Source organism: Microbacterium sp. X-17, from assembly GCF_039615055.1.
This window is the reverse complement of sequence record NZ_JBDHNI010000009.1, coordinates 1-19,639: the sequence shown is the minus strand read 5'-3', so window position 1 is coordinate 19,639 and position 19,639 is coordinate 1. Positions and strand designations below refer to the sequence as shown.

The window sequence follows — 19,639 nt, the reverse complement described above, 5'->3', positions numbered from 1 at the left end:
CGGGCTCAACGGGCGAAGAAGCGGGCCTCCACGGTCGCGGTGACCGTGATGTCCTCCGGCCGCAGGTCGAGGGCGGAGCCGCCGTCGGCGAGCATCGCGGCCGCGCGGAGCATCCGCGGGGCGGGCGTCCCGTCCGGGTTGCCGAGGAGTCCGGCATCCGCGATCTCCAGCGGGACGACGTGCGTGCAGCCGATCGCGGATGCGTAGGCGGTCGCGCGCTCGACGGCGACCTCGACGGCCCGCGCGGCGACCGCGCTCTCGACCTGCTTCGCGGTCTCTCGACTGAGCTGCCACTCGATGGCGCCGATGTCGATGCCGTCGCGCTCGGCGACCTCCCCGAGCCAGGCGGAGAGGGTGGGGGCGTCCGCGAAGACCGCCGCGAGCTCGATGGATGCGTGGTGGACGGGGGCGAGCCGGCGGCCGTCGGCCCACGGGCGCTCGGACCAGACGAACATCCGCTGACTCGACCAGCGCAGGAGCGCGCCCTGCGCCTGGCGCGCCGTCAGATCGGCCCCGATGGGTGCCGACCGCGAGGAGAGCAGGTCGACGACGGGCGCCCGCTCCGGGCCCTCGGCCCGCACCACGATGTGGGCGACGGCCTCCTCCGGAGCGACCCGCTCCTCGTACTCGCCACGGACGGTGATCGTCACCTCGCTCATGCCCCCGAGCCTACGAGGAATGCTCGGGACGCGGCATCCGTTGTATGCTGAGTGGCTCGGATGCTTCGGTAGACGAGCATGGCAACTCCACAGTGCGACAGCGGTCCCTTCGGAAGAAGGATCACGGGGATGATCGGTTTCGACATCGCCTGCGAATTCGCGAGAAGCGGGCCGAGGATGCGGGGTTATCTCGTTAACGCCCCCTGCAAACCAATAACTGCCAATAAGACGCAGTCTGACTTCGCCCTCGCTGCCTGAGCAGCGAGCCCGAGTCCGTCATTCCGTAGCTGATCCCGCTACGGGTCTTGACGTCATCTAGGGATCTCGCTGGGTGACGGCGTCTGGACGTCATCCGGGACTTTTTCCAGACTGGGCCTGTCGACTTAGGTGTCTGTGACAAAGGTCGGGGCCGAGCAGAACGCTCGTACAGACTGCGCCCGGAGAAGGCGCGGAGACCCAGCGATGGACGGGGGTTCGATTCCCCCCATCTCCACGACGCCGCTGTCGCACTGAGGAGCTTGTCGCGCGCCGTCTCACTGCACCGCCGATGGCAGGAGCAGCAGCACGATCGTCAGGTCGGCGAGCACGTGGGCGACGTATGTGGCGAGCATGCCTCCCGTGCGTATTCGCAACGTTGCGAGGACCACGCCCCAGGCCGTCACCATGATGACGCCGACGGGACCGTTCGGCACTCCGTTCACATGTGCGAGTCCGAACGACACCGCGGTGACCGCGACGGCGAGCCAAGTGGGAAGCGACCGTTCTGCGGCGGTGAGCAGGACTCCGCTCCAGACGCTGTCCTCGATTGCCCCGTTCACGATCAGGAAGAGGAAGGCGCCGATCGCGACGACCGGCAGCGGCAACTCTCCCGCGAGCTGGGCATACGCAGCGGGGAGCGGGGCGTCGGTGACTCGCTGCCAGAGGAACAGGCCGATGGCCGTGAGCGCGACGATTCCGAGGAAGAAGAGCCCATCCAGGCGCGTTATGCGCCCGCGGCGAAGCCAGGCGCGCCAGAGGGGGAGTCTTCCCGCCGCGAAGGCAACCACGACGGTGGCGACGAGTGCAAGGGCGGCAGGAATGGGCCAGAGCCCGGTGGACGGCAGGAAGAGCGCAATCCACATCGCCGCGACGAGCACGATCGCATCCAGAAGCTGAGGAGGGAGCCGTCGCCACCCGAAGACCGCCGCAGCGCCGAGTCCCGCAACGACGACCACGGTGACGGCGGGGTTCGTGGCGAACGACAGCGAGGCCCCCGCGAGCAACACCACGATCGGGCCGAGGATCGCGGTGAATAGAGCGACACGCTGATGCTCGACGGGAGGGGCCACGGTGACAGCTTGCCAGCGACCCGCGGGAGCGGCGGACCCGGTTCGTCAGGCGGCGTGGTGGTGGCCGGCCTCACCTGGCGCAATCGGCGTTCGCGGCCGTCGGTGGCGACGGGTGAACGGGTGAGCCCACGACTCACCTGTCGCGACCGACCACCCGCAGAGGTCGGAGGCGACAGGTGAAGGGGAAGGACGGGGGAGCGGGCGGCTTCCTTAACGGCGTGTTACGCCCGGCTTCGTCATCGGACGGATGCCTCGTACAGTCGACGCATTCGATTCCGGTGGAAGAAGGTGTACCGCATGTCCACGACGTTCACGTCGACTGTCCTCCCCATCCAGCGCGCGATGGCGCAGGCGACGCCCCTGTCGTGGACGGACGGCATCGTGGTCGCCGTCGAGTCCGACGCCGTCGTCGTCGCGTTCCTCGACGACACCGTGGCGACTCTCCAGCTGGTGGGTCCCGAGGTGGGACTCGCCGCCGGAGACCCGGTGGCCTACCACGGGGTCGCGGAGGTCCTCTCGAACGGTCGCGTCGCGACCACCGCGCGGCGCTGAGTCCGACTCAGACCATCGCCGCCATCAGCGCCTCGCACTTGGCGACCATGTCGTCGCACGCCATGGCGCAGTAGCGGCACATGTCGCTCATCTCGGCGTGCATCATGCACTCCGCCGAGCAGGCCTTCCCCATCGTGACGCAGGCCGCGAGCATCGCCTGCATCATGTCCATGTCCATGCCCACGGGGCGCATCATCATGCGCATCCCGGCGTCGGCCATGTCGGCCATGTTGCTGCACATCGCGCAGCACTTCGCCATGTCCATCCCCATGCCCATGTCGCTGGCCGCGCACATCGTCGCCGCCATCGAACAGGCGTTCATGCTCATCATGCAGGCTTGCATCTGACCCATGTCCATGGCCTTCATGCCCTCCGGCATGGAGTCCATGGACATGGACTTCATCATCTCCATCGTGTCCACGTCGATCTCCAGATCGTTCCTCGGTGATTCGGCCGTGCGGGGAGTCCCGCCGTTATCCCCTATTAGACCGCCGCGAGGGAGGGTCTGCCAGTACCAGGGATGACGGACATTGCCGGGCGCCAGCTTCGTGCGGTTGGCTGGAGGCATCCCGACGATCGAGGAGTAGACGTATGCGTGCGGCTTTCATGTATGGCGCTGGTGATGTTCGAGTCGAGACGGCGCCGGATCCGGTGATCGTGGATCAGACGGATGCGATCGTCCGCACCGTGAGGTCCTGCATCTGCGGCTCGGACCTGCACCCCTACCATTCGGCGCCGAGGACCGCTGAGGGCCGGCCGATGGGCCACGAGCTGATCGCGGTCGTGGAGGAGGTCGGCTCCGAGGTCCGCACCATCAAGCCCGGCGACTTCGTGGTCGTGCCGTTCGCGTTCCAGGACAACACCTGCGTGTTCTGCCGCGAGGGGATGCACACCTCGTGCCTGCACGGCGGCTGGTACGGCAGCGCGGAGACCGGCGGCCTGCAGGCGGATCTCGCCCGGGTCCCGCTCGCGGACGGGTCGCTCGTGAAGGTGCCGGACGTCGACCCCGCGACCGCGGACGAGGGCCTGCTCGCGTCGCTCCTGACCCTGTCCGACGTGTACCTCACCGGCTACCACGCTGCCCACATGGGCCAGGTCGAGCCGGGCAAGACGGTGACCGTGATCGGCGACGGCGCCGTCGGGCTGTCCGCGGTGCTCGCGGCGAAGCAGCTCGGCGCCGAGCGGATCATCCTGATGGGCCGCCACACGGTCCGCACCGACCTCGGCATCCGGTTCGGCGCGACCGACGTGGTGGCCGCCCGCGGTGCGGAAGGTGTCGCGGAGGTCCTCGACCTCACGAACGGCGAGGGCTCGCACATCGTCCTCGAGGCGGTCGGGCACATGCCCGCCTACGAGCAGGCGTATGGGATCGTGCGCCCGGGCGGGATCATCTCCCGCGTCGGCGTTCCCCAGTACGAGGAGGCGCCGATCGGGTTCGGCTCGCTGTTCGGCAAGAACGCCCGCCTCGCCGGCGGTCCGGCCCCCGTCCGCGCCTACCTCGAAGCGGCGATCCCGCAGGTCCTGTCGGGGCAGATCAACCCCGGCCTGGTCTTCGACCGCACGGTCGCCATCGACGATGTGCCGGCGGGCTATCGCGCCATGGACGACCGCACCGCCCTCAAGGTCATGGTGACGCCGTAGTCGCCGCCCCGCGATAAGGAGAAGCTCATGGAGTATCGTCAGCTCGGCCGCACCGGAGTGCAGGTCAGCCCGTTCTGTCTCGGTTCGATGATGTTCGGCCCCTGGGGCAACGACGATCGCACGGACAGCATCCGCATCATCCACGCGGCGCTGGATGCCGGGATCAACTTCGTCGACACGGCGGACATCTACTCCGGGGGAGTGTCCGAGGAGATCGTCGGCGACGCCCTGCAGGGGCGCCGCGACGACGTGTTCCTCGCGACGAAGTTCTTCATGCCGATGGACGAGGGCCGGAACCACCGCGGCGGCTCGCGTCGATGGATCATCCAGGAGGTCGAGAACTCGCTGCGGCGGCTGAAGACCGACTGGATCGACCTCTACCAGGTGCACCGGCCGGACCTCTCGGTCGACATCGCGGAGACGCTCGGCGCGCTCAGCGATCTCGTCCACCAGGGCAAGGTGCGCTACATCGGCTCGTCCTCGTTCTCCGGCTCCCAGATCGTGGAGGCGCAGTGGGCCTCCCGCGATCGCAACCTCGAGCGCTTCGTGACCGAGCAGCCGCCGTACTCGATCCTCGTCCGCGGGATCGAGGAGGACGTGCTCCCGACGGTGATCCGGCACGGGATGGGCACACTTACCTACAGCCCGCTCGCGGGCGGGTGGCTGTCCGGACGGTGGCGGAAGGATGCCGCGTCGCGACCGACCTCGTCGGCCCGGCCCAGCGTGCGCTTCGACCTGAGCCTCCCGGCGAACCAGCGCAAGCTGGACATCGTCGAGGAGCTCGCGAAGCTCGCGGAGGAGAACGCCCTGACGCTCATCGAGCTGGCGATCGCCTTCGTCATCAACCACCCCGGGGTCACGGCGGCGATCGTCGGACCGCGCACGATGGAGCAGCTGCACTCGTACCTGCCGGCGCTCGACGTGAGGCTCTCGGCCGAGGTCCTGGATCGCATCGACGAGCTCGTCGCACCCGGCGTCACCCTCAACCCTGAGGACAACAGCTACGGGATGGCGGAGCTGACGAAGGCTGCGCGGCGTCGATAGCGCGCCGCACCACGGACTCAGGGGGTGGCCACGAGGTCGGGGACGTCGAGGAGGCCGAGGGCGGCGGCGCGTTCGATCGCCGCCTTCCGGCCGGCGACCTCGAGCTTCCGGTAGATGTGCGCGAGGTGGGTCTTGATCGTGTTCGTCGACACGTAGCAGCGGGCGGCGATGTCCGCGGTGGTCATGCGGGTCGGCAGGAACGCGAGGAGCTCCAGTTCGCGCGGCGTCAGCTCGTCCGCGAGCTCGACGTGACGGGGCGCCGACGACGCACGGATGCGGCGGACGACGTGGCGCGCGAAGTCGGGGTGGGCGTCGAGCAGGGGCTCGATGAGGTCGACCACGTCGGCCCCGGCGCGGACGAACGGATGCACGAGCCGTTGCGGCGCGGCGAGGTCGAGCGCGTTCGCCAGACGCTGCTCGGCCTTCCCGAGGTCACCCTCGAGCTTCCACACCCAGCCGGTGAGCAGCTCCCACTCCACCGCCCCGACCGGGAGCGCGAGGTTCGCGTCGAAGGAAAGGCGTGACAGAAGGGCGCGCGCCTCGATCGTGCGCTCCTCCGCGAGCAGCGCGGCGACCTCCTCGAACGCCAGCGGCGACCACTCCGTCGCCCCGGCCGGCGGCGCGGTCGGTGTACCGCCGTATCGTGCGCGCTCCATCTCGAAGGCGGTCATGCCGCGGCGCACGAGCGGGGGTGGGGGGCCGTGCGGGGCAGCGAGGACGGCGCGCTCGGCGACCGGCTCGATCATGAGGCCGGCGAAGTAGGCGATCCACTGCAGCTGCGTGCGCTGGTCCGCCGCCGCCCGCACGGCCGCCTCCGCGAGAGCCAGCGCCCCGACATCCGGCTCGCCGCGCTGGATGGCGGTGACCGCGCGCGCGAGATAGGCCTCGGCCGGGGACGGATGGGACAGCAGTCGGGATTCCCGCGCGGTCTCGAGCGCGTCGTCGCTGAGGCGCGTCGCCTCGACGAGCTGGCCGCGGAACGCGTCGATGAGGGCGAGGCATCCGAGGGCCTCGACGTGGTTGGACGTCGGCGCGAACTCCGAGAGCCGCACGGCCTCCTCCAGTTCACGCCGGGCGGCGACCAGGTCGCCGAGGCAGAGGTACGCGCGCCCCCGCGAGAGTCGGCTCGTGAACCTCAGGACCGGGTGTCCGGACATGCCGAGAAGGTCCGGCCGAGCCGCGTCGGGGTCCTGGGCGAGGAGATCCAGCGCGGCCGACGCGGCATCGCGGAAGGTCTCCGCGTGCGGCTGGAACTGCACGCCCGCGGCCAGGTGGGCGAGCGCCACCTGACGCTGCCCGACCGTGAGCCGCTCGTCGATGAGGAGCGCGCGCAGCTCGTCGACCGCCGTCGCGCCGTGGCCCGCGCGCTCGTCGAGGAGCGCCAGCAGGAGCTCAGCCTCGACATGGCGGGCGCGCACGTCCGGCGGCATCCGCCGCAGCCATCGCGCGATCGTCGTCGGCCGTGCGGTGTCGAGGAGCTCCCGCCCGCCGGCCAGGATCTCCGCGAGCGCACGTTCCCAGCTCTTGGCCCGCAGCAGTTCGTCGATCGCGCGCTCATACTCGCCCTCGGCGAGGAACCAGTCGGCGGCGGCCTCGAGAAGCGCGGTCTCCGCGCCGGGATGCGTCGCGCGCAGGCGGTATCGCAGCAGATCCCGGAACAGCGGGTGGAAGCGGAAGTACCCGCGCCGCCCCGGGACGGCCAGGATGAAGAGGGAGTCGCGCTCCAGCTCTGCGAGGAACTCAGCCCCGCCGGCGACCCCCGCGACGCGCTCCACGAGGCCCGCGCAGAGCTCGTCGAGCACCGCGAGTCGGGTCAGGGCGTCGCGCCGGGCGGGCGCCAACGCGTCGAGGACTTCCGCGCTGAGGTACTCGACGACGAGACGGTCGGTCTCGAGCAGGGTGCCGACGATGCGGTCGGGGTCCTCGGAGAGGCGGAGGCCGAGGGCCGTGAGCTGTACGCCGACGGCCCACCCCTCCGTACGGGCGGCGACGGCGGCGAGCGCCCGATCGCTGATCGGGTGCCCGGCGATCCGCTCGATGACGAGCGCGGTCGTCTCGTCGTCGAAGGCGAGCTCGCGCTGTCGCAGCTCGACCAGCCCGTGCTGCACGCGATGCCGGCTCCACCCCAGCTGGAGGTCGACGCGCGAGGAGAAGACCGCGTGCGCGTTGGGGGGCAGCAGGTCGACGAGCCGCCAGAGATCCGTCAGGACGGGGCTTCCTGCGAGGCGGTCGAGGTCGTCGAAGACGAGCACGATCGGTCCGGCGTCGGCGAGGCTTCCGGCGAAGTCCTCCAGGAACGGTGCGCCGAGGCATCCGTCCGTCGTGTCGACGGGTGCCGAGGGGGCCGGATAGTCCGGGATGAGGGCCACGAGCGTCTCCCGGAGGCGCGCGGCGAAGGCGGCCGCGGCGGCGTCGTCCGCGGAGATGTCGAACCAGGCGCCGGTCACGTCGTCGCGCGACTGTAGCCACTGCGCGAGGAGCACGGACTTCCCCGAGCCCGCGGGCGCCACCACCAGGGAGAGCGGTGCATCCAATCCGCTGTCGAGGAGCTGCCGCAGTGCAGGTCGGTCGATGGCGTGCGGTGGGATCCTGCGCATTCTGTTCATGAATCCTGGCCTTTGTCCGGGTTCGGAACGTCCGCGATGTCCGGATCATCCCACATGGGTGACGCCGCCGCGAGAGGGCGCACGGACAATGAGGGGGTGGAGGGGCGTCGGATGGCCATTGTCGTCCGCGGTGCGCTGGGACCGGATCTCAGGGCAGCGCTCGACGGCTTCGTGGTCGCGACCGCACAAGGGCTTACGCGGATCACCGGGACGGTCACGGACCAGTCGCAGCTCTTCGGGCTGCTCGCCATGTTCGACGCGCTCCATGTCGAGGTCGTCTCGGTCAATCCCGTCGAGGGCCCGTTCTGACCCGCCGCGCGCCGTCACCCGAACCGGGGGATGCGTGCGATCTCGCCTGGTCATAGATTTCCGACGTCAACGGGCCGCAGACGGCGGCCCGGACGTTACCCGGAGGGGGACGGACATGAGCACAGTGAGAACGAGCAGCCGATGGGTGGGATGGGTCGTCTTCGCGGGCGTCGTCCTGATCGTCGCGGGGCTGTTCAGCGTCCTACAGGGCCTGATGGCGATCATCGGCCCGAACCAGTATTTCGTGGCCTCGAGTGGAGGCCTCTGGCTGTTCAACGTGAACGGGTGGGGTTGGTGGAGCCTGATCGTCGGGGCACTGCTGGTTCTCACCGCGCTCGCGCTGTTCGCGGGCCAGACCTGGGCGCGCGTCGTCGCGGTCGTCCTCGCGGTTCTCAGCGCCCTCGGGCAGCTCGTCATGTTGCCGGCGCAGCCCTGGTGGTCGCTCATCATCATCGCGGTGGACGTGCTCGTGATCTACGCGCTCCTCGTGCACGGTCGCGAGCTGCAGGACTGATACCGCGGTGACTCAGCCGGCGCCGGCGGCAACGTCGGCGCCGGCTGCGGGCGGGTCCGGCAGTCGCCGCATACGCAGGGCGTTCACGAGGCCCAGCCCCGCCGACAGGATCGGCACGAGCAGCGCGATCTGAAGCGCGAACGGGCCCGCCTCGGAGTTGATCCGCAGCATCTCGGCCGCCACGTCCGGCGGCTGGTGGGCCACGGCCTGCGCGAGCGCCGTGTTCGACATCAGCTCGGCATCCTCCTCGAGCACCGCGGCCACCTGCGTCTTCTGCTCGGCGTTCAGCACCGTGCTCGCGTTCGCCAGGCTCGTGAAGGATGCCGCCAGGGTCGCGAGCAGGACCGCACCGGCGACGGCGAGGCCGAACGAGAGCCCGAACGACCCGGCGGCCGAGTTGACGCCGGCGGCCTCGCTCACCCGCTCCTCGGGGATGGGGGAGAGCGTGTAGTTGTTCAGCTGCGAGACCAGCAGCCCGAGGCCGCTCCCGCTCAGGATGAGCGGCACGATGAGGTACCACCCGTTGGTGGCGAGCGGCACGATCGGCACGAGCACGACGAGACCGGCGCCCGCCAGCGCGAACCCGAGGAGGATCTTGTTCGCCGGGCGGCCTCGGGTGCGGCGCCCCGCGAGGAGCGCGACCGCGAACATCGTCAGCGAGAGCGGGGCGATGCAGAGGCCCGCGAGGAAGGCGTTGTACTCGAGGATGATCTGCAGGTAGAGCGGGATCACGATCATCGTTCCCCCGAGTGTCACCTGTTGGAGCAGCTGGCCGGTCGCGCCGGTGCGGAATCCCGCCGACCGGAAGAGCTCCGGATCGAGCAGCGTAGCGCGGTGTCGGCGGTGGCGCGCGACGAGCCAGAAGCCGAGCCCGACGAGGGCGAGGACACCGACCGCGATCGTGAGCCCGACGAATCCGGCGCCCTCCTGCCAGAGCAGGATGCCGAGCACGACCCCGCCCATGCCGATGATCGAGAGCGCGGCGCCGATCGGGTCGACCGTGCGCGGGCCCGTGTATTTGACGTCCTTGACGAGCGGGATCCCGAGCAGCACGACGCCGATCACGAGCGCTTCCAGGAGGAAGGCCACCCGCCAGGAGAGGAAGGTCGTGATGACGCCTCCGAGGAGGGGGCCGACGGCGGCGGCGATCGCGGCGGAGGCGCCGATCAGGGCGTAGGTGCGGGTGCGATGCACGCCCGCGAAGTTGCCGTGGACGAGCGACTGCATCGAGGGCAGCAGCAGCGACGCCCCGAGCCCGCCGATGATCGCCCAGAACACGATGACACCGGCGATGTTGCTCACCAGGGTCATCGCGACGGCCCCGACCGCGTATCCGAGGAGCCCGAGGATGTACGCGAGCTTGCGACCGATGAGATCGCCGGCCTTCCCGCCGATGAGGATGAACGCGGCCGAGACCAGAGCCTCGAGCGCGATCGTGCTCTGCACGGCACTCGCCGTCGTGTGGAGGTCCCGGACAACGGCCGAGATCGACACGTTCATGATGGACGTGTCCACGACGAGCACGAACATCGCCATGGCCAGAAGGATCGCCAGGCGGCCGTTGAACCGTCCCGGCGCGTCGGGGGCGCTCATGGTCGGAAGCCAAGCACAGAGTCTCCGCGGCTCGGATCCCCCGGTTCGGGTGACGCGAGGGCGCCGCCGCGGGGTGCAGGCTGCGCGCATGAGCGGTGCGGATGCGGGGGACGGGCGGCAGCGCCCGCGCACGGTGCGCCGTGGCCTCGGCATCCATGCGGTGCTCGATCATCCGCTGACCGGAGGCTTCCTCGCCGCGATCGGCGTCCTCGGCGCGCTGCTGCTCGGCGTCGCGTTCACGTCGATCTCGATGATCATCCTGTCGATCGTCCTCGCGATGTTTCTCGCGCTCGGCCTGGATCCCGTCGTCCGCCTGCTCGAGCGGCACCGGGTGAAGCGGCCCCTCGGCATCGCGATCGTGTTCACAGCGTTCGTCCTCCTGTTCGCCGCGTTCGTCATCTGGGTGCTGCCGCCGGTCCTCGCCCAGATCGGCGAGTTTGTCGACGCCATCCCGCAGGCGATCGCCGCGGTGCCGCAGTCCGACTGGTTCCACCGGCTGGACGCGAACACGCAGGCCGCCGTCTTGGGCGGGCTCGACCGGCTGGCGGAGTGGATCGCCGCGCCGTCGACGGTCGCGGCGGTCAGCAAGGGCCTGCTCGCGGCGGGTGTCTCGCTCGTCGAAGGGGTGTCGGCGAGCTTCATCGTCGTCGCGCTCACCCTCTACTTCCTCGCCTCGCTGGATGCCGCGAAGAAGGCGCTCTACTCCCTGGCCCCGGCGCACAACCGGCCGCGACTCGCCGACCTCACGGAGCGCATCACGGCGTCCGTCGGAAGCGCGATCATCGGCTCCGTCATCCTCGCCGCGCTGAACGCGGCGGCCGTCTTCGTCCTGCACTGGGCGATCGGTCTCCCGTACCCCGCTCTCATGGCCGTGATCGCCTTCGTGGTCACGCTGATCCCGCTGTTCGGATCCGTTATCTTCCTCGTCCTCGGGACCGGTATCGCGCTGTTCACGAGCCCGACGCAGGCGCTCATCTTCGCGATCGCGTACCTCATCTACATCCAGGTGGAGACCTACGTGATCAGCCCGCGGGTGATGAACCGGGCGGTCGCGATCCCGGCCGCGCTCGTGCTGATCGGCGCCCTGGTCGGGGGGACGCTCATGGGCGTGATCGGGGTGCTGGTCGCGCTGCCGGTGACCGCGTCGATCCTGCTGGTCATCCGGGAAGTGATCGTCCCGCAGCAGAATCTCAAGACCTCGTGAGGCCGTCGATGACGGACTCCGCGCACATCAGCCCGCGGGTCACGCGCGCGCTGATGGCGGAGGACGCGATCTACGGGCTCATCCTCGTCTCGGCCGTCCTCGTGGCGAGCGGAACGGCGGATGCCACTGCGCTCCAGACGTTCGTCAACGTCTTCCTGACCGTCATCGTCTTCTTCGCCGCCCACGTCTACGCGGGCGCCCTGGCGCGGCTCGCCGGGAGCGAGGGCGCCTCCGGGTTCCGCGCGAGCATCGGGGCCGCGGCGAAGAACTCGTCCGGGATGCTGCTCGCGAGCGTCGCGCCGCTGGTGATCCTGTTGCTGGGGACCACACGGGTCATCGAGGACGACACCGCGCTCTGGGTCGCGCTGATCGCCGACACCCTGATCCTCGCCGCGCTCGGCTGGGTGGCCGTGGCGCGGTGGAGCACCCACTGGCTGGCCCGTCTCGTCGGCGCCGCGATCGCCGCGGGCTTCGGCGGCGCGCTCTACATCGTGAAGGTGATCGTCGGCCACTGACCGCGGTCAGTCGGCGCCCGTCTCCTGCGTGACGAAGTCGCGGTAGAGCTCGGTCTGGGCGAGGGCGGAGAGGAGCATCGAGCTGCGCGTGAGCCGCTCCCATCCGGCGGTCCAGGTGAGCCGGGAGGCGATGGTCCACGTCGAGGCGTCGGGCTCGGTCGCCACCACGGCGGCGACCTCCCGGGCCCGTCGCCGGATGTGGTCGGAGGCCTCCGTCCGCCGCCGGCGGAGTCCGCGGAACCGGTAGCCGTGACCGGGGACGACCTCATAGTCGTCGTACGGCTCCAGGCGGTCGAGCGAGGCGAGGTAGTCCGCGACCGGGTTGGTCTCGAGGCGTCCGCCGAGGCCGATGCCGGGGAACACGGTGGGCATGACGTGGTCGCCGGAGAACAGGATGCGGCGCTCCGCGTCGACGATGCACAGGTGCCCGGCGGTGTGGCCCGGTGTGAGGAGCACGCGCCAGTCCGCGCCCTGGACGGGGATCGCGTCCCCGTCCTCGAGCAGCACCGCGTCGGCGTCGACCTCCGGCACGTGGCTCGCGCGCCCCCGCCGTCGCTCGACGAGGGGCTCGGCGACCGACGGCGGCACGCCCCAGTCCGCGAGCAGCGCGACCGGGTCGAGGGAGGCGCTCGCGAACGCCTCCGCGGAGCGCTTCTCCCGCGCGGACAGGATCACGGCGGCGCCGCTCACCTCGCGGACGACGGCCGCGAGCCCCAGGTGGTCCTGGTGCGCGTGGGTCACCACGACGGTCCGAACGTCCTCGACGTCACGACCGATCGAGCGGAGGAACTCCCGGAGACGCTCGAACGACTCCGGCAGGTCCCAGCCCGGGTCGATCAGGGTGACGGCGCCGCCCGCGTCGACGTGGACCGCGGCCAGCGTGTAGGCGAGGGATCCGCCGGGCATCGGCATCGGGAGCGACCAGAGGCCCGCGCCGATGGCCTCGGGCTCCGGCATGCCTCCTCGTGTCGCGGCGAGGAACTGCTGCTCGCTGACCGGCTCGATCGTGGCGTCGGGCATCCCGCCTCCTCCGCGGCCTTGCCGCGTCGGTCAGGATACCTGTGTGGACAGACCCGGGAGGACGGCGGCTGCCTTCGTCAGCGCCTCGGTGTACTCCGCGGCGGCGGTGGAGTCGATGAGGATCGCGCCACCGGCACCGATCCGGTAGTCGCCGCGGGCGCCGGTCCACGCCCGGATGACGACCGAGAAGTCGGCGCCCTGGGGGCCGAACCAGCCCAGCGCGCCGGAGTAGATGCCGCGTTCGGCGGACTCGACCTCGGCGATGAGCTCCATCGTCCGCCGCTTCGGGGCCCCCGTCATCGAGCCCGCGGGGAAGACGGCGCGCAGAGCGTCCATCGCCGAGACGCCGTCGTCGAGCCGGCCCTGCACGGCGGTGACGAGCTGGAACACGGTCGCGTACTCCTCGACCCCGAGGAACTGCGTGACCGCGACGGATCCCGGCCGGCTCACGCGACCGAGATCGTTGCGGACGAGATCCGCGATCATGAGGTTCTCGCGCAGGTACGTGTCCTCGGCTCCCAGCCGCCAGCGGTGGAGCGCGTCGGTTTGCGGATCCGGCGAGCGGGGGAGCGTCCCCTTGATCGGGCGCACCTCGGCGGTGCCGGCCGTGACCCGCAACATCCGTTCCGGCGAGGTCGACAGGACGATCCGGTCGTCGTGGCGGAGGTAGGCGGCGTACGGGGCCGGGTTCCGGCGGCGCAGTGCCCGGTAGAGCGCGAGCGGGTCCGCATCCGTCCAGGTCTGGACGGGGAACGTGGCCACCGCCTCGTACGTGTCGCCCGCGCGCAGCGCCTCCTGCAGGCGCTCGAAGCGCCCCCGATAGTCCCCGAACGCGAGGTGGTGGGCGGATGCCGCGAGCTGGTCGGGGAGGGGATCCGGGGCCGGGAGCGGCGCGATCGCGGCGGTGTCCAGGCCCGCGCGCAGGTCCGCGAGGGCGGCATCGGTGTCAGCCCGGAGGTACACGCGGCGGGCTTCGTGATCCCACACGACCGCGCGGTTCACGCGGAGGAAAAAGCCGTCCGCGTCCGTGCCGGGGGCCGCATCCGGCAGAAGCTCCTGGGTCTCGTAGCCGGCCACGCCCACCCAGCCGCCGACCGCGGGCGGCCCGTCCGCGGCGCCCGAGGTGTCGGCCTCCAGCTCCCGCAGCCGGGCGAGGAACCCCGCCCGGGGAACCGTTTCGCGCGCGCCGTCCCGGTCGGCCGCCGGTCCGACGGCAACGCTGCGGTCGGTCTGATCGAGATACCCCATGGCGGAGAAGCGCCCCGACCACGGCCGCGGATCGGCGCTGTCGAGCCAGAACGCGCGCTCCCGCCCCCCGAGGAGCGTCGGCGCGACCGCATCCGGCTCGATCCAGCGCGGGTACGCGGTCATCCCCGCGAACGACACGGGGGCCTCGGCGGGCGGTGGGGGAGCCGGGGCCGCGGCGTGGACGGGAGCGTTCGCGAGCTGGAGGAAGTTGCCGAGCATCCGCCGGCCCTGATCCGTGAGGATCGACTCCGGGTGGAACTGCACGCCCCACTGCGGCAGCGACTCGTGCGCGACCGCCATCACGAGGCCGTCGCGCCCGGTCGCGGTCACGCGCAGGCCCAGGGGGACCCGCACACCGGCGAGCGAGTGGTACCGCACCACCTCCGAGTCCTGCGGGACGCCCGCGAACAGCGCGCTCCCGTCGTGGCGAAGCCGGTCCACCACGCCGTGCGCGGGCTCGACCCGGGCGACCGCGCCGCCGTGGGCCACGATCATGCCCTGATGACCGAGGCAGACCCCGAGCGTCGGACGTGTGCGTCGCTGCAGCAGCTCCAGGCACACCGCGAACTCGGGGAGCTGCGCGGGATGCCCGGGACCGGGGGAGATCACGACCGCGTCGTAGCGCTCGTGATCCGCGAGACGGAAGCGGTCGACCGGCACCACGTCGCTCCGGACTCCGCTCAGCGCGTCGAGCGCCTGCACCAGGTTGTAGGTGTACGAATCGTGATTGTCGACGACGAGGATCGAGGACACGGTGCGCTCCGGCCCGCTCTCAGGAGCGCGGCCACTCCACGAGCAGCAGGCTCTGCTTCGTGTCCGCGAACCGCACCCAGCCGTCGCCGAACTCGTACGTCGAGCCGTAACCGTCCGCGTCCTTCGAGATCGAGGTCTTCGGATCGGCGGTGAGGTAGGTCGACCCCGCCCCGTCCACGAGACGCCACCCCTGGCTGAGCAGACCCGCGCGGATCGCGTCCTGCTGCGCGGTCGTCGTCGGCGCCCAGCCGAAGACCTGGACGCGGTCGCTCGCGGCGGAGAAGTCGCCCCACGTGCACAGGAGGCCGCCCGGGATCGTCTGCGAGCCGGCGATGAACGGATCCTGCCGGAAGGTCCAGCCCTGCGTCGCGAACGTGTCGGCGAGGGTCGGCGTGATGATCGTGGCGCACGTGGGGGCGGCCTGCGGCGACGCGCTCGCGACCGGTGTCGAGGTCGGCGATGCGGCGGGCGCCGTGGGGGCGGCGCCGGAGTCGGATGCGCCCGGCGCGGAGCACCCGGCGAGGAGCCCCGCGGCCGCGGCGAGACCGGCGGCCAGCGCGAGGAGACCGCGGCGGGTCATCCGGTCTGCTCCGTCGCGCCCGCGCCACGGCCCGTGCCTCGGCCGAGCAGGTCGAGGAACGCGTCGTGGAGGACGCCGTTCGTCGCCACGATCGAACGGCGCGCGATCGAGTCCTCGCCGTCGTACGCGGTGACGCGGCCCCCCGCCTCGCGGACGATCGGGACGTGGGCGGCGACGTCGTACTCCTTCACGTCGAACTCGCCGACGAACTCGAGCCGGCCCTCCGCGAGGAGCATGTAGGGCCACGCGTCGCCGTATCCGCGGTCGCGCCAGACGGCGCGCGTCAGCCGGAGGAGCGCGTCGAGCTCGCCCGCGTCGTCCCATTGGCCGATGCTCTGGAAGCTCGCGCTCGCCGCGGACAGGTCCGAGACGGCGGAGACGGCGAGGCGTCGGGGCGCGTCGGCGCCGTTCGTCCACGCGCCGAGGCCCGTCGCGCCCCACCACCGTCGGCCGATGGCGGGCTGGCTCACGACCCCGACCCGGGGGACGCCGTCGATCGCCAGGGCGATGAGCGTCGCCCACATCGGGATGCCCTTGAGGTAGTTCGCGGTCCCGTCGATCGGGTCGACGATCCACTGCCGCGCCGTCGTGCCCTCGGCGCCGAACTCCTCGCCGAAGACGCCGTCGCCGGGTCGTTCGGCGGCGAGGATGCCCCGGATCGCGCGCTCGGTGGCGAGGTCCGCCTCCGTCACGTGCGACGCGTCGGCCTTGAGGCGGATGTCGAGCCCCGGCGCGTCGAAGCGCGCCATCGAGACAGCATCCGCGGCATCCGCGAGCCGCAGCGCGAGGGCGAGATCGTCGGTGAGATCCCCCTCGAAGGGCGCTGCGACGTCGAGCTCGTCCGAGGCTGCGGGCATGGATCGAGGATACCCGGGCCCCGCCGGCTCGATTCGCGGGCGCCCGCGCGCGGGTGGTAACGTGGTCCGTCGGTTCGCGCCTCTAGCTCAATAGGCAGAGCAATTGACTCTTAATCAATGGGTTCTGGGTTCAAGTCCCAGGGGGCGCACCATTGCCTACCGCGGGCCGTCGCCGGAAGATCCAGGCGACGGTCTCGCGCCAGGTGACGCGTAGCTCACGGTTGCGCCGCCACTCCCGCCAGGTCAGCCAGATGATCACGGCGTCGAAGACCGTGAGGATCGCGACACCGATCGAGGGCTTCGCGACCAGCTCGTAGAGCTGGAAGATCAGGAACGCGCTGAGCGCGACCATCGCCCATGGGTAGACCCGACGCGAGCCGACGAGCAGGGCGATCACGATCGCGATCTTCACCACGCCGTGGAGCAGAAGATAGGCCGTGACGAACCACACGGCGCTGGCGTGGAGATGCGAGATGCCGTTGACCAGAAGGTTGGCGATCAGATCGTGCGGGTCTTCCGCGAGTTCCTCGGCGGTGACCGCGTTGACGGCGCCGGTGAGCTCGCTGGGGGTCGTGAACAGCAGGAGCGCGCCGCCCATCAGTTCGACCAGCCCGTCGATGCCCTTGAGAAGGACGCCGACGAGGAACGCCAGGTCGAGCAGGCGCTCTTTCATCGCATCCTCCCGACGACGGTCAGGGGCCCGGTTCAGAAGAGGTCGGGGCTCGCGAGCGCGACGTCGGCGATCTCGTACGCCGCCAGGAGCTCCAGCGAGGTGTCGCGATCCTGCGCGGTTCTGCTCGTCGTGCAGTCGGCGAGCACGGTGACGTCGAAGTCGCGCAGCGCCGCCGACCGCGCGGTCGTCTCGACCGCGCCGTTGGTCGTCACGCCGACGACCGCCAGTCGGCGTACGGCCATGCTGCGCAGCAGCGACTCCATCGGGGTGTTGTAGAACGCGTCTGCCCGGCAGGCGTCGATCACGAGGTCTGCGGGGTTCGGGGATACCTCGTCGACGAAATCCGCGTCCCAGCTGCCCGCCAGGAGGCCGCCGCGCATCGCGAGCTGGTCGCGCAGCCGGGGCATCCGATGGCCGAAGTCGGCGTAGCCGGGCTGGAAGCACTGTCGCACGAAGCACACCGGTGTGTAGGCGGCGCGGGCGGCGGCCAGGGCCGCGGCGATGTTCTGCAGGACGTGCTCGACGTCGTGCAGCGGCGGTCGCGCGGGCTCGTACATGGCGCCGTCCGGATGGCAGAAGCTGTTCTGCACGTTGACCACGAGCAGCGCGTCCACGGGATAGCCGGTCATGGCGTGATCACTCCTCATCTCGGGCTCGGCGCGGCCGCGGGCGCGGCCACGATGTCGGGGTTCGGCGCTCTGCGCTGCGAGATGCCGGCACGCTGCGCCGTCTCCCAGCTCACCTTTCCGTCGCGGAAGAACTCCAGGAAGACGTCGTTGAACAGCTCCGGCTGGTCGTTCTGGCCCTGGTGCCCGGCGTTCTCCGGGTAGAAGAACTGCACGCGGGGGAGCGCGTCCTCCTGGCGGTAGCCGTCCACGTCGTGCGCCATCAGCACATCCTGCGTCCCCCAGACATAGATGCCGGGGATCGTGATCTCGTCCAGCCGCCCCTTGGTCCGCATCCGCGCCTCGTAGTTCGGGTCGATGCGCTCGCCGGTCAGCCGCGGCATGATGTTCGCCATGTACCGCTCGTAGGCTTCGCGGCTGCGCTGGCCCACCGCGGTGCGCATCTCGACGAGATCGTCGGTGACCTTCGCGGGATCGAGCACGACCGAGGTCATCGAGCGGCGCATCGAGTCCGCCGTGCCGTCGAAGCCCGTGCCGTCCTTCCACCCGCGCGACTCGATGTTGTTCTTGGGGCTGAACGTCTCCCGCATGTCCACGAGGTCACCGACCCCGCCGGGGATGAGCGCGAAGCTCAGGACGCGTTCCGGATGCGCGACCACGTAGTTGACCGTGTTGTTGGAGCCCATCGAATTGCCGCCGAGGTGGAAGCGGTCGAGGCACAGCGCGGAGGTGAAGTCGTGGATGAAGTCCACGTGCCCGGCCTCGTCGGCCGTGTAGAACTCCGCGGGGTCCTCGGTGAGCCCGTATCCCGGCTGGCTGGGGCAGTAGACACGGAAGCCGTGCGCGCCGAGGAACGGGGCCATGAACCGGAAGCCGGCGGTGCCGGACGAGCCCGCGATGCCGCCGTGCAGCAGGACCACGGCGGGCCCCGTCTCCCCGGAGGTCATGTAGTGCGCCTTCGTGCCGCCCGGGAGGCGAACCCACCGGCTCAGCATGCCCGGCACGGGCATGAGGCCTTCCTCGGTGAGAGTCATTTCACGACGCTTTCGTGGGCTTTTTGGCGTGCGTGGCCCCAGATCTGTTGGTTTCCGGGTCCGTAGGACGCGGTGGTCCAGGTCTCGTCGTCGATGATCCGGCCGCCCCACCCGTATTCGATCTCGAACCCGGAGGGCGAGTTCACGTAGAACGAGGTCATCAGATCGTTGGCGTGCTTGCCCAGCTCGCCCGTGATCGGCATCCCGTTCTTCTTCGCCTCGTCCATCGCGATCCCGACATCTTCCAGAGCACGACACTCCAACATGATGTGGTTCAACAGCTTCGGGCTCTTCAACCCCGCGATCGCCAACGAATGATGCCTCGGATTGCAGTGCAGGAAACAAGACCGCACCTGCTCGTTCCGCATGTAATCACTGACCCGGAAACCCAACACGTTCGTGTAGAAGTCCAACACCTCCGTGTACGGCTCCACCAGCATCACCACATGCCCCGCACCGAAATCCCCGGTCACGAAACCCTGATGCCCCCGCTGCAACCGCACCGGACCCTGCGCCGCGAGCGGCGCCGTGTACACCACACCCCGCACCCCCGCCGGATCCTCGAACACGAGAAACTCATCCGGCGCCAACAACGACGCCGTATCGAACTCCCCCTCCAACAAAGGGATCCCCCGCTCCACGAACCGGTCCCGGATCCCGGCCAGCTCCACACTGTCCGCGACCTCCCACCCGATCTCCCGAATATCGTCCTCACCCGTCGGACGGATCAGATACCGCAACCGCCGATCATCCATCCGCAGCAACAGATCCCCACCCACCTCACCGGCGAACGACGCCTCCACCGCAAGAAACTTCTCCGCGAAATCACGCCACGCCACCGTGTCAGAAGCACCGATCGACACATAACCCAACTGCATAACCG

At 70.4% G+C, this 19,639-nt stretch carries 20 protein-coding genes, 1 tRNA gene and 1 other RNA gene; 9 read left to right on the top strand and 13 right to left on the bottom strand.

The features are described 5' to 3' along the window. Positions 1 to 5: 5 nt before the first annotated feature. Positions 6 to 659, bottom strand: coding sequence for an SIMPL domain-containing protein (locus ABCS02_RS32065; RefSeq protein WP_345839777.1), 654 nt, complete (start codon positions 657 to 659; stop codon positions 6 to 8). Between the two features lie 125 nt (positions 660 to 784). On the opposite strand from ABCS02_RS32065, the gene ssrA reads away from it, so the two are divergent. Next, positions 785 to 1,155: a transfer-messenger RNA gene (gene ssrA / locus ABCS02_RS32060) on the top strand. A gap of 37 nt (positions 1,156 to 1,192) precedes the next feature. Here ssrA and ABCS02_RS32055 read toward each other — a convergent pair. Next, the gene (locus ABCS02_RS32055) at positions 1,193 to 1,987 is read right to left on the bottom strand and encodes a type II CAAX endopeptidase family protein (RefSeq protein WP_345839776.1); all 795 of its coding nucleotides are present in this window, start codon (positions 1,985 to 1,987) and stop codon (positions 1,193 to 1,195) included. 297 nt (positions 1,988 to 2,284) lie between these two features. Between ABCS02_RS32055 and ABCS02_RS32050 the strand changes: the two genes are divergently transcribed. Beyond that, complete coding sequence (locus ABCS02_RS32050) at positions 2,285 to 2,539, top strand: nuclease (protein WP_345839775.1); 255 nt, start codon at positions 2,285 to 2,287, stop codon at positions 2,537 to 2,539. Between the two features lie 7 nt (positions 2,540 to 2,546). Here the strand turns inward: ABCS02_RS32050 and ABCS02_RS32045 are convergent, their stop codons facing one another. Then, positions 2,547 to 2,951 carry an aldehyde dehydrogenase gene (locus ABCS02_RS32045; RefSeq protein ID WP_345839864.1) on the bottom strand — a complete coding sequence of 135 codons (405 nt, stop codon included), beginning with the start codon at positions 2,949 to 2,951 and terminating at the stop codon, positions 2,547 to 2,549. Between the two features lie 179 nt (positions 2,952 to 3,130). Here ABCS02_RS32045 and ABCS02_RS32040 point away from each other — a divergent pair, with 179 nt between their 5' ends. Next, complete coding sequence (locus ABCS02_RS32040) at positions 3,131 to 4,180, top strand: alcohol dehydrogenase catalytic domain-containing protein (RefSeq protein ID WP_345839774.1); 1,050 nt, start codon at positions 3,131 to 3,133, stop codon at positions 4,178 to 4,180. Between the two features lie 27 nt (positions 4,181 to 4,207). Further along, the gene (locus ABCS02_RS32035) at positions 4,208 to 5,224 is read left to right on the top strand and encodes an aldo/keto reductase (protein ID WP_345839773.1); all 1,017 of its coding nucleotides are present in this window, start codon (positions 4,208 to 4,210) and stop codon (positions 5,222 to 5,224) included. Positions 5,225 to 5,241: 17 nt separating this feature from the next. Here ABCS02_RS32035 and ABCS02_RS32030 read toward each other — a convergent pair whose 3' ends face one another. Further along, the gene (locus ABCS02_RS32030) at positions 5,242 to 7,821 is read right to left on the bottom strand and encodes a LuxR C-terminal-related transcriptional regulator (RefSeq protein ID WP_345839772.1); all 2,580 of its coding nucleotides are present in this window, start codon (positions 7,819 to 7,821) and stop codon (positions 5,242 to 5,244) included. 120 nt (positions 7,822 to 7,941) lie between these two features. Here ABCS02_RS32030 and ABCS02_RS32025 point away from each other — a divergent pair, with 120 nt between their 5' ends. Both ABCS02_RS32025 and ABCS02_RS32020 read left to right on the top strand, forming a co-directional pair. After that, complete coding sequence (locus ABCS02_RS32025; protein ID WP_345839771.1) at positions 7,942 to 8,139, top strand: hypothetical protein; 198 nt, start codon at positions 7,942 to 7,944, stop codon at positions 8,137 to 8,139. A 115-nt stretch (positions 8,140 to 8,254) separates the two neighbouring features. Continuing rightward, positions 8,255 to 8,653, top strand: a complete 399-nt coding sequence (locus ABCS02_RS32020) for a hypothetical protein (RefSeq protein ID WP_345839770.1) — start codon at positions 8,255 to 8,257, stop codon at positions 8,651 to 8,653. A 12-nt stretch (positions 8,654 to 8,665) separates the two neighbouring features. On the opposite strand, the gene ABCS02_RS32015 is transcribed toward ABCS02_RS32020, so the two are convergent. Then, entirely contained in the window at positions 8,666 to 10,246 is a 1,581-nt protein-coding gene (locus ABCS02_RS32015) for an MFS transporter (RefSeq protein WP_345839769.1), read from the bottom strand. Positions 10,247 to 10,334: 88 nt separating this feature from the next. Between ABCS02_RS32015 and ABCS02_RS32010 the strand changes: the two genes are divergently transcribed. Continuing rightward, complete coding sequence (locus ABCS02_RS32010) at positions 10,335 to 11,450, top strand: AI-2E family transporter (protein WP_345839768.1); 1,116 nt, start codon at positions 10,335 to 10,337, stop codon at positions 11,448 to 11,450. Positions 11,451 to 11,458: 8 nt separating this feature from the next. Continuing rightward, positions 11,459 to 11,965 carry a hypothetical protein gene (locus ABCS02_RS32005; RefSeq protein WP_345839767.1) on the top strand — a complete coding sequence of 169 codons (507 nt, stop codon included), beginning with the start codon at positions 11,459 to 11,461 and terminating at the stop codon, positions 11,963 to 11,965. Between the two features lie 6 nt (positions 11,966 to 11,971). Here ABCS02_RS32005 and ABCS02_RS32000 read toward each other — a convergent pair whose 3' ends face one another. Genes ABCS02_RS32000 through ABCS02_RS31985 form a run of 4 tightly spaced genes read right to left on the bottom strand, consistent with a single transcriptional unit; the run spans position 11,972 to position 16,423 of the window. Next, complete coding sequence (locus ABCS02_RS32000; protein ID WP_345839766.1) at positions 11,972 to 12,985, bottom strand: MBL fold metallo-hydrolase; 1,014 nt, start codon at positions 12,983 to 12,985, stop codon at positions 11,972 to 11,974. Between the two features lie 30 nt (positions 12,986 to 13,015). Beyond that, a complete protein-coding gene (locus ABCS02_RS31995; RefSeq protein WP_345839765.1) occupies positions 13,016 to 14,986 on the bottom strand; it encodes a chorismate-binding protein in 1,971 nt (656 codons plus the stop codon). 19 nt (positions 14,987 to 15,005) lie between these two features. Beyond that, a complete protein-coding gene (locus tag ABCS02_RS31990; RefSeq protein WP_345839764.1) occupies positions 15,006 to 15,566 on the bottom strand; it encodes a hypothetical protein in 561 nt (186 codons plus the stop codon). Beyond that, positions 15,563 to 16,423: an inositol monophosphatase family protein gene (locus ABCS02_RS31985; RefSeq protein ID WP_345839763.1), complete on the bottom strand. Its 861-nt coding sequence runs from the start codon at positions 16,421 to 16,423 to the stop codon at positions 15,563 to 15,565. The genes ABCS02_RS31990 and ABCS02_RS31985 overlap by 4 nt, the downstream gene beginning before the upstream one ends. Before the next feature lie 76 nt (positions 16,424 to 16,499). Here ABCS02_RS31985 and ABCS02_RS31980 point away from each other — a divergent pair. Next, a tRNA-Lys gene (locus ABCS02_RS31980) sits at positions 16,500 to 16,575 on the top strand. On the opposite strand, the gene ABCS02_RS31975 is transcribed toward ABCS02_RS31980, so the two are convergent. From ABCS02_RS31975 to ABCS02_RS31960, 4 genes are all read right to left on the bottom strand, one after another. After that, positions 16,554 to 17,096: a DUF2127 domain-containing protein gene (locus tag ABCS02_RS31975; RefSeq protein WP_345839762.1), complete on the bottom strand. Its 543-nt coding sequence runs from the start codon at positions 17,094 to 17,096 to the stop codon at positions 16,554 to 16,556. The genes ABCS02_RS31980 and ABCS02_RS31975 overlap by 22 nt on opposite strands. 32 nt (positions 17,097 to 17,128) lie before the next feature. Next, a complete protein-coding gene (locus ABCS02_RS31970) occupies positions 17,129 to 17,725 on the bottom strand; it encodes an isochorismatase family cysteine hydrolase (RefSeq protein WP_345839761.1) in 597 nt (198 codons plus the stop codon). A gap of 14 nt (positions 17,726 to 17,739) precedes the next feature. Continuing rightward, positions 17,740 to 18,756 carry an alpha/beta hydrolase gene (locus tag ABCS02_RS31965; protein WP_345839760.1) on the bottom strand — a complete coding sequence of 339 codons (1,017 nt, stop codon included), beginning with the start codon at positions 18,754 to 18,756 and terminating at the stop codon, positions 17,740 to 17,742. Next, on the bottom strand, positions 18,753 to 19,639 hold an 887-nt coding region (locus tag ABCS02_RS31960), incomplete at its 5' end, for a VOC family protein (RefSeq protein ID WP_345839759.1). The genes ABCS02_RS31965 and ABCS02_RS31960, both read right to left, overlap by 4 nt.

Excerpts from the sequence above, each read along its gene's own strand:
- ABCS02_RS32065 (WP_345839777.1), bottom strand. The coding sequence starts at position 659 with ATGAGCGAGGTGACGATCACCGTCCGTGGCGAGTACGAGGAGCGGGTC.
- ABCS02_RS32050 (WP_345839775.1), top strand. The coding sequence starts at position 2,285 with ATGTCCACGACGTTCACGTCGACTGTCCTCCCCATCCAGCGCGCGATG.
- ABCS02_RS32045 (WP_345839864.1), bottom strand. The coding sequence starts at position 2,951 with ATGGAGATGATGAAGTCCATGTCCATGGACTCCATGCCGGAGGGCATG.
- ABCS02_RS32040 (WP_345839774.1), top strand. The coding sequence starts at position 3,131 with ATGCGTGCGGCTTTCATGTATGGCGCTGGTGATGTTCGAGTCGAGACG.
- ABCS02_RS32035 (WP_345839773.1), top strand. The coding sequence starts at position 4,208 with ATGGAGTATCGTCAGCTCGGCCGCACCGGAGTGCAGGTCAGCCCGTTC.
- ABCS02_RS32030 (WP_345839772.1), bottom strand. The coding sequence starts at position 7,821 with ATGCGCAGGATCCCACCGCACGCCATCGACCGACCTGCACTGCGGCAG.
- ABCS02_RS32025 (WP_345839771.1), top strand. The coding sequence starts at position 7,942 with ATGGCCATTGTCGTCCGCGGTGCGCTGGGACCGGATCTCAGGGCAGCG.
- ABCS02_RS32020 (WP_345839770.1), top strand. The coding sequence starts at position 8,255 with ATGAGCACAGTGAGAACGAGCAGCCGATGGGTGGGATGGGTCGTCTTC.
- ABCS02_RS32015 (WP_345839769.1), bottom strand. The coding sequence starts at position 10,246 with ATGAGCGCCCCCGACGCGCCGGGACGGTTCAACGGCCGCCTGGCGATC.
- ABCS02_RS32010 (WP_345839768.1), top strand. The coding sequence starts at position 10,335 with ATGAGCGGTGCGGATGCGGGGGACGGGCGGCAGCGCCCGCGCACGGTG.
- ABCS02_RS32005 (WP_345839767.1), top strand. The coding sequence starts at position 11,459 with ATGACGGACTCCGCGCACATCAGCCCGCGGGTCACGCGCGCGCTGATG.
- ABCS02_RS32000 (WP_345839766.1), bottom strand. The coding sequence starts at position 12,985 with ATGCCCGACGCCACGATCGAGCCGGTCAGCGAGCAGCAGTTCCTCGCC.
- ABCS02_RS31990 (WP_345839764.1), bottom strand. The coding sequence starts at position 15,566 with ATGACCCGCCGCGGTCTCCTCGCGCTGGCCGCCGGTCTCGCCGCGGCC.
- ABCS02_RS31985 (WP_345839763.1), bottom strand. The coding sequence starts at position 16,423 with ATGCCCGCAGCCTCGGACGAGCTCGACGTCGCAGCGCCCTTCGAGGGG.
- ABCS02_RS31975 (WP_345839762.1), bottom strand. The coding sequence starts at position 17,096 with ATGAAAGAGCGCCTGCTCGACCTGGCGTTCCTCGTCGGCGTCCTTCTC.
- ABCS02_RS31970 (WP_345839761.1), bottom strand. The coding sequence starts at position 17,725 with ATGACCGGCTATCCCGTGGACGCGCTGCTCGTGGTCAACGTGCAGAAC.
- ABCS02_RS31965 (WP_345839760.1), bottom strand. The coding sequence starts at position 18,756 with ATGACTCTCACCGAGGAAGGCCTCATGCCCGTGCCGGGCATGCTGAGC.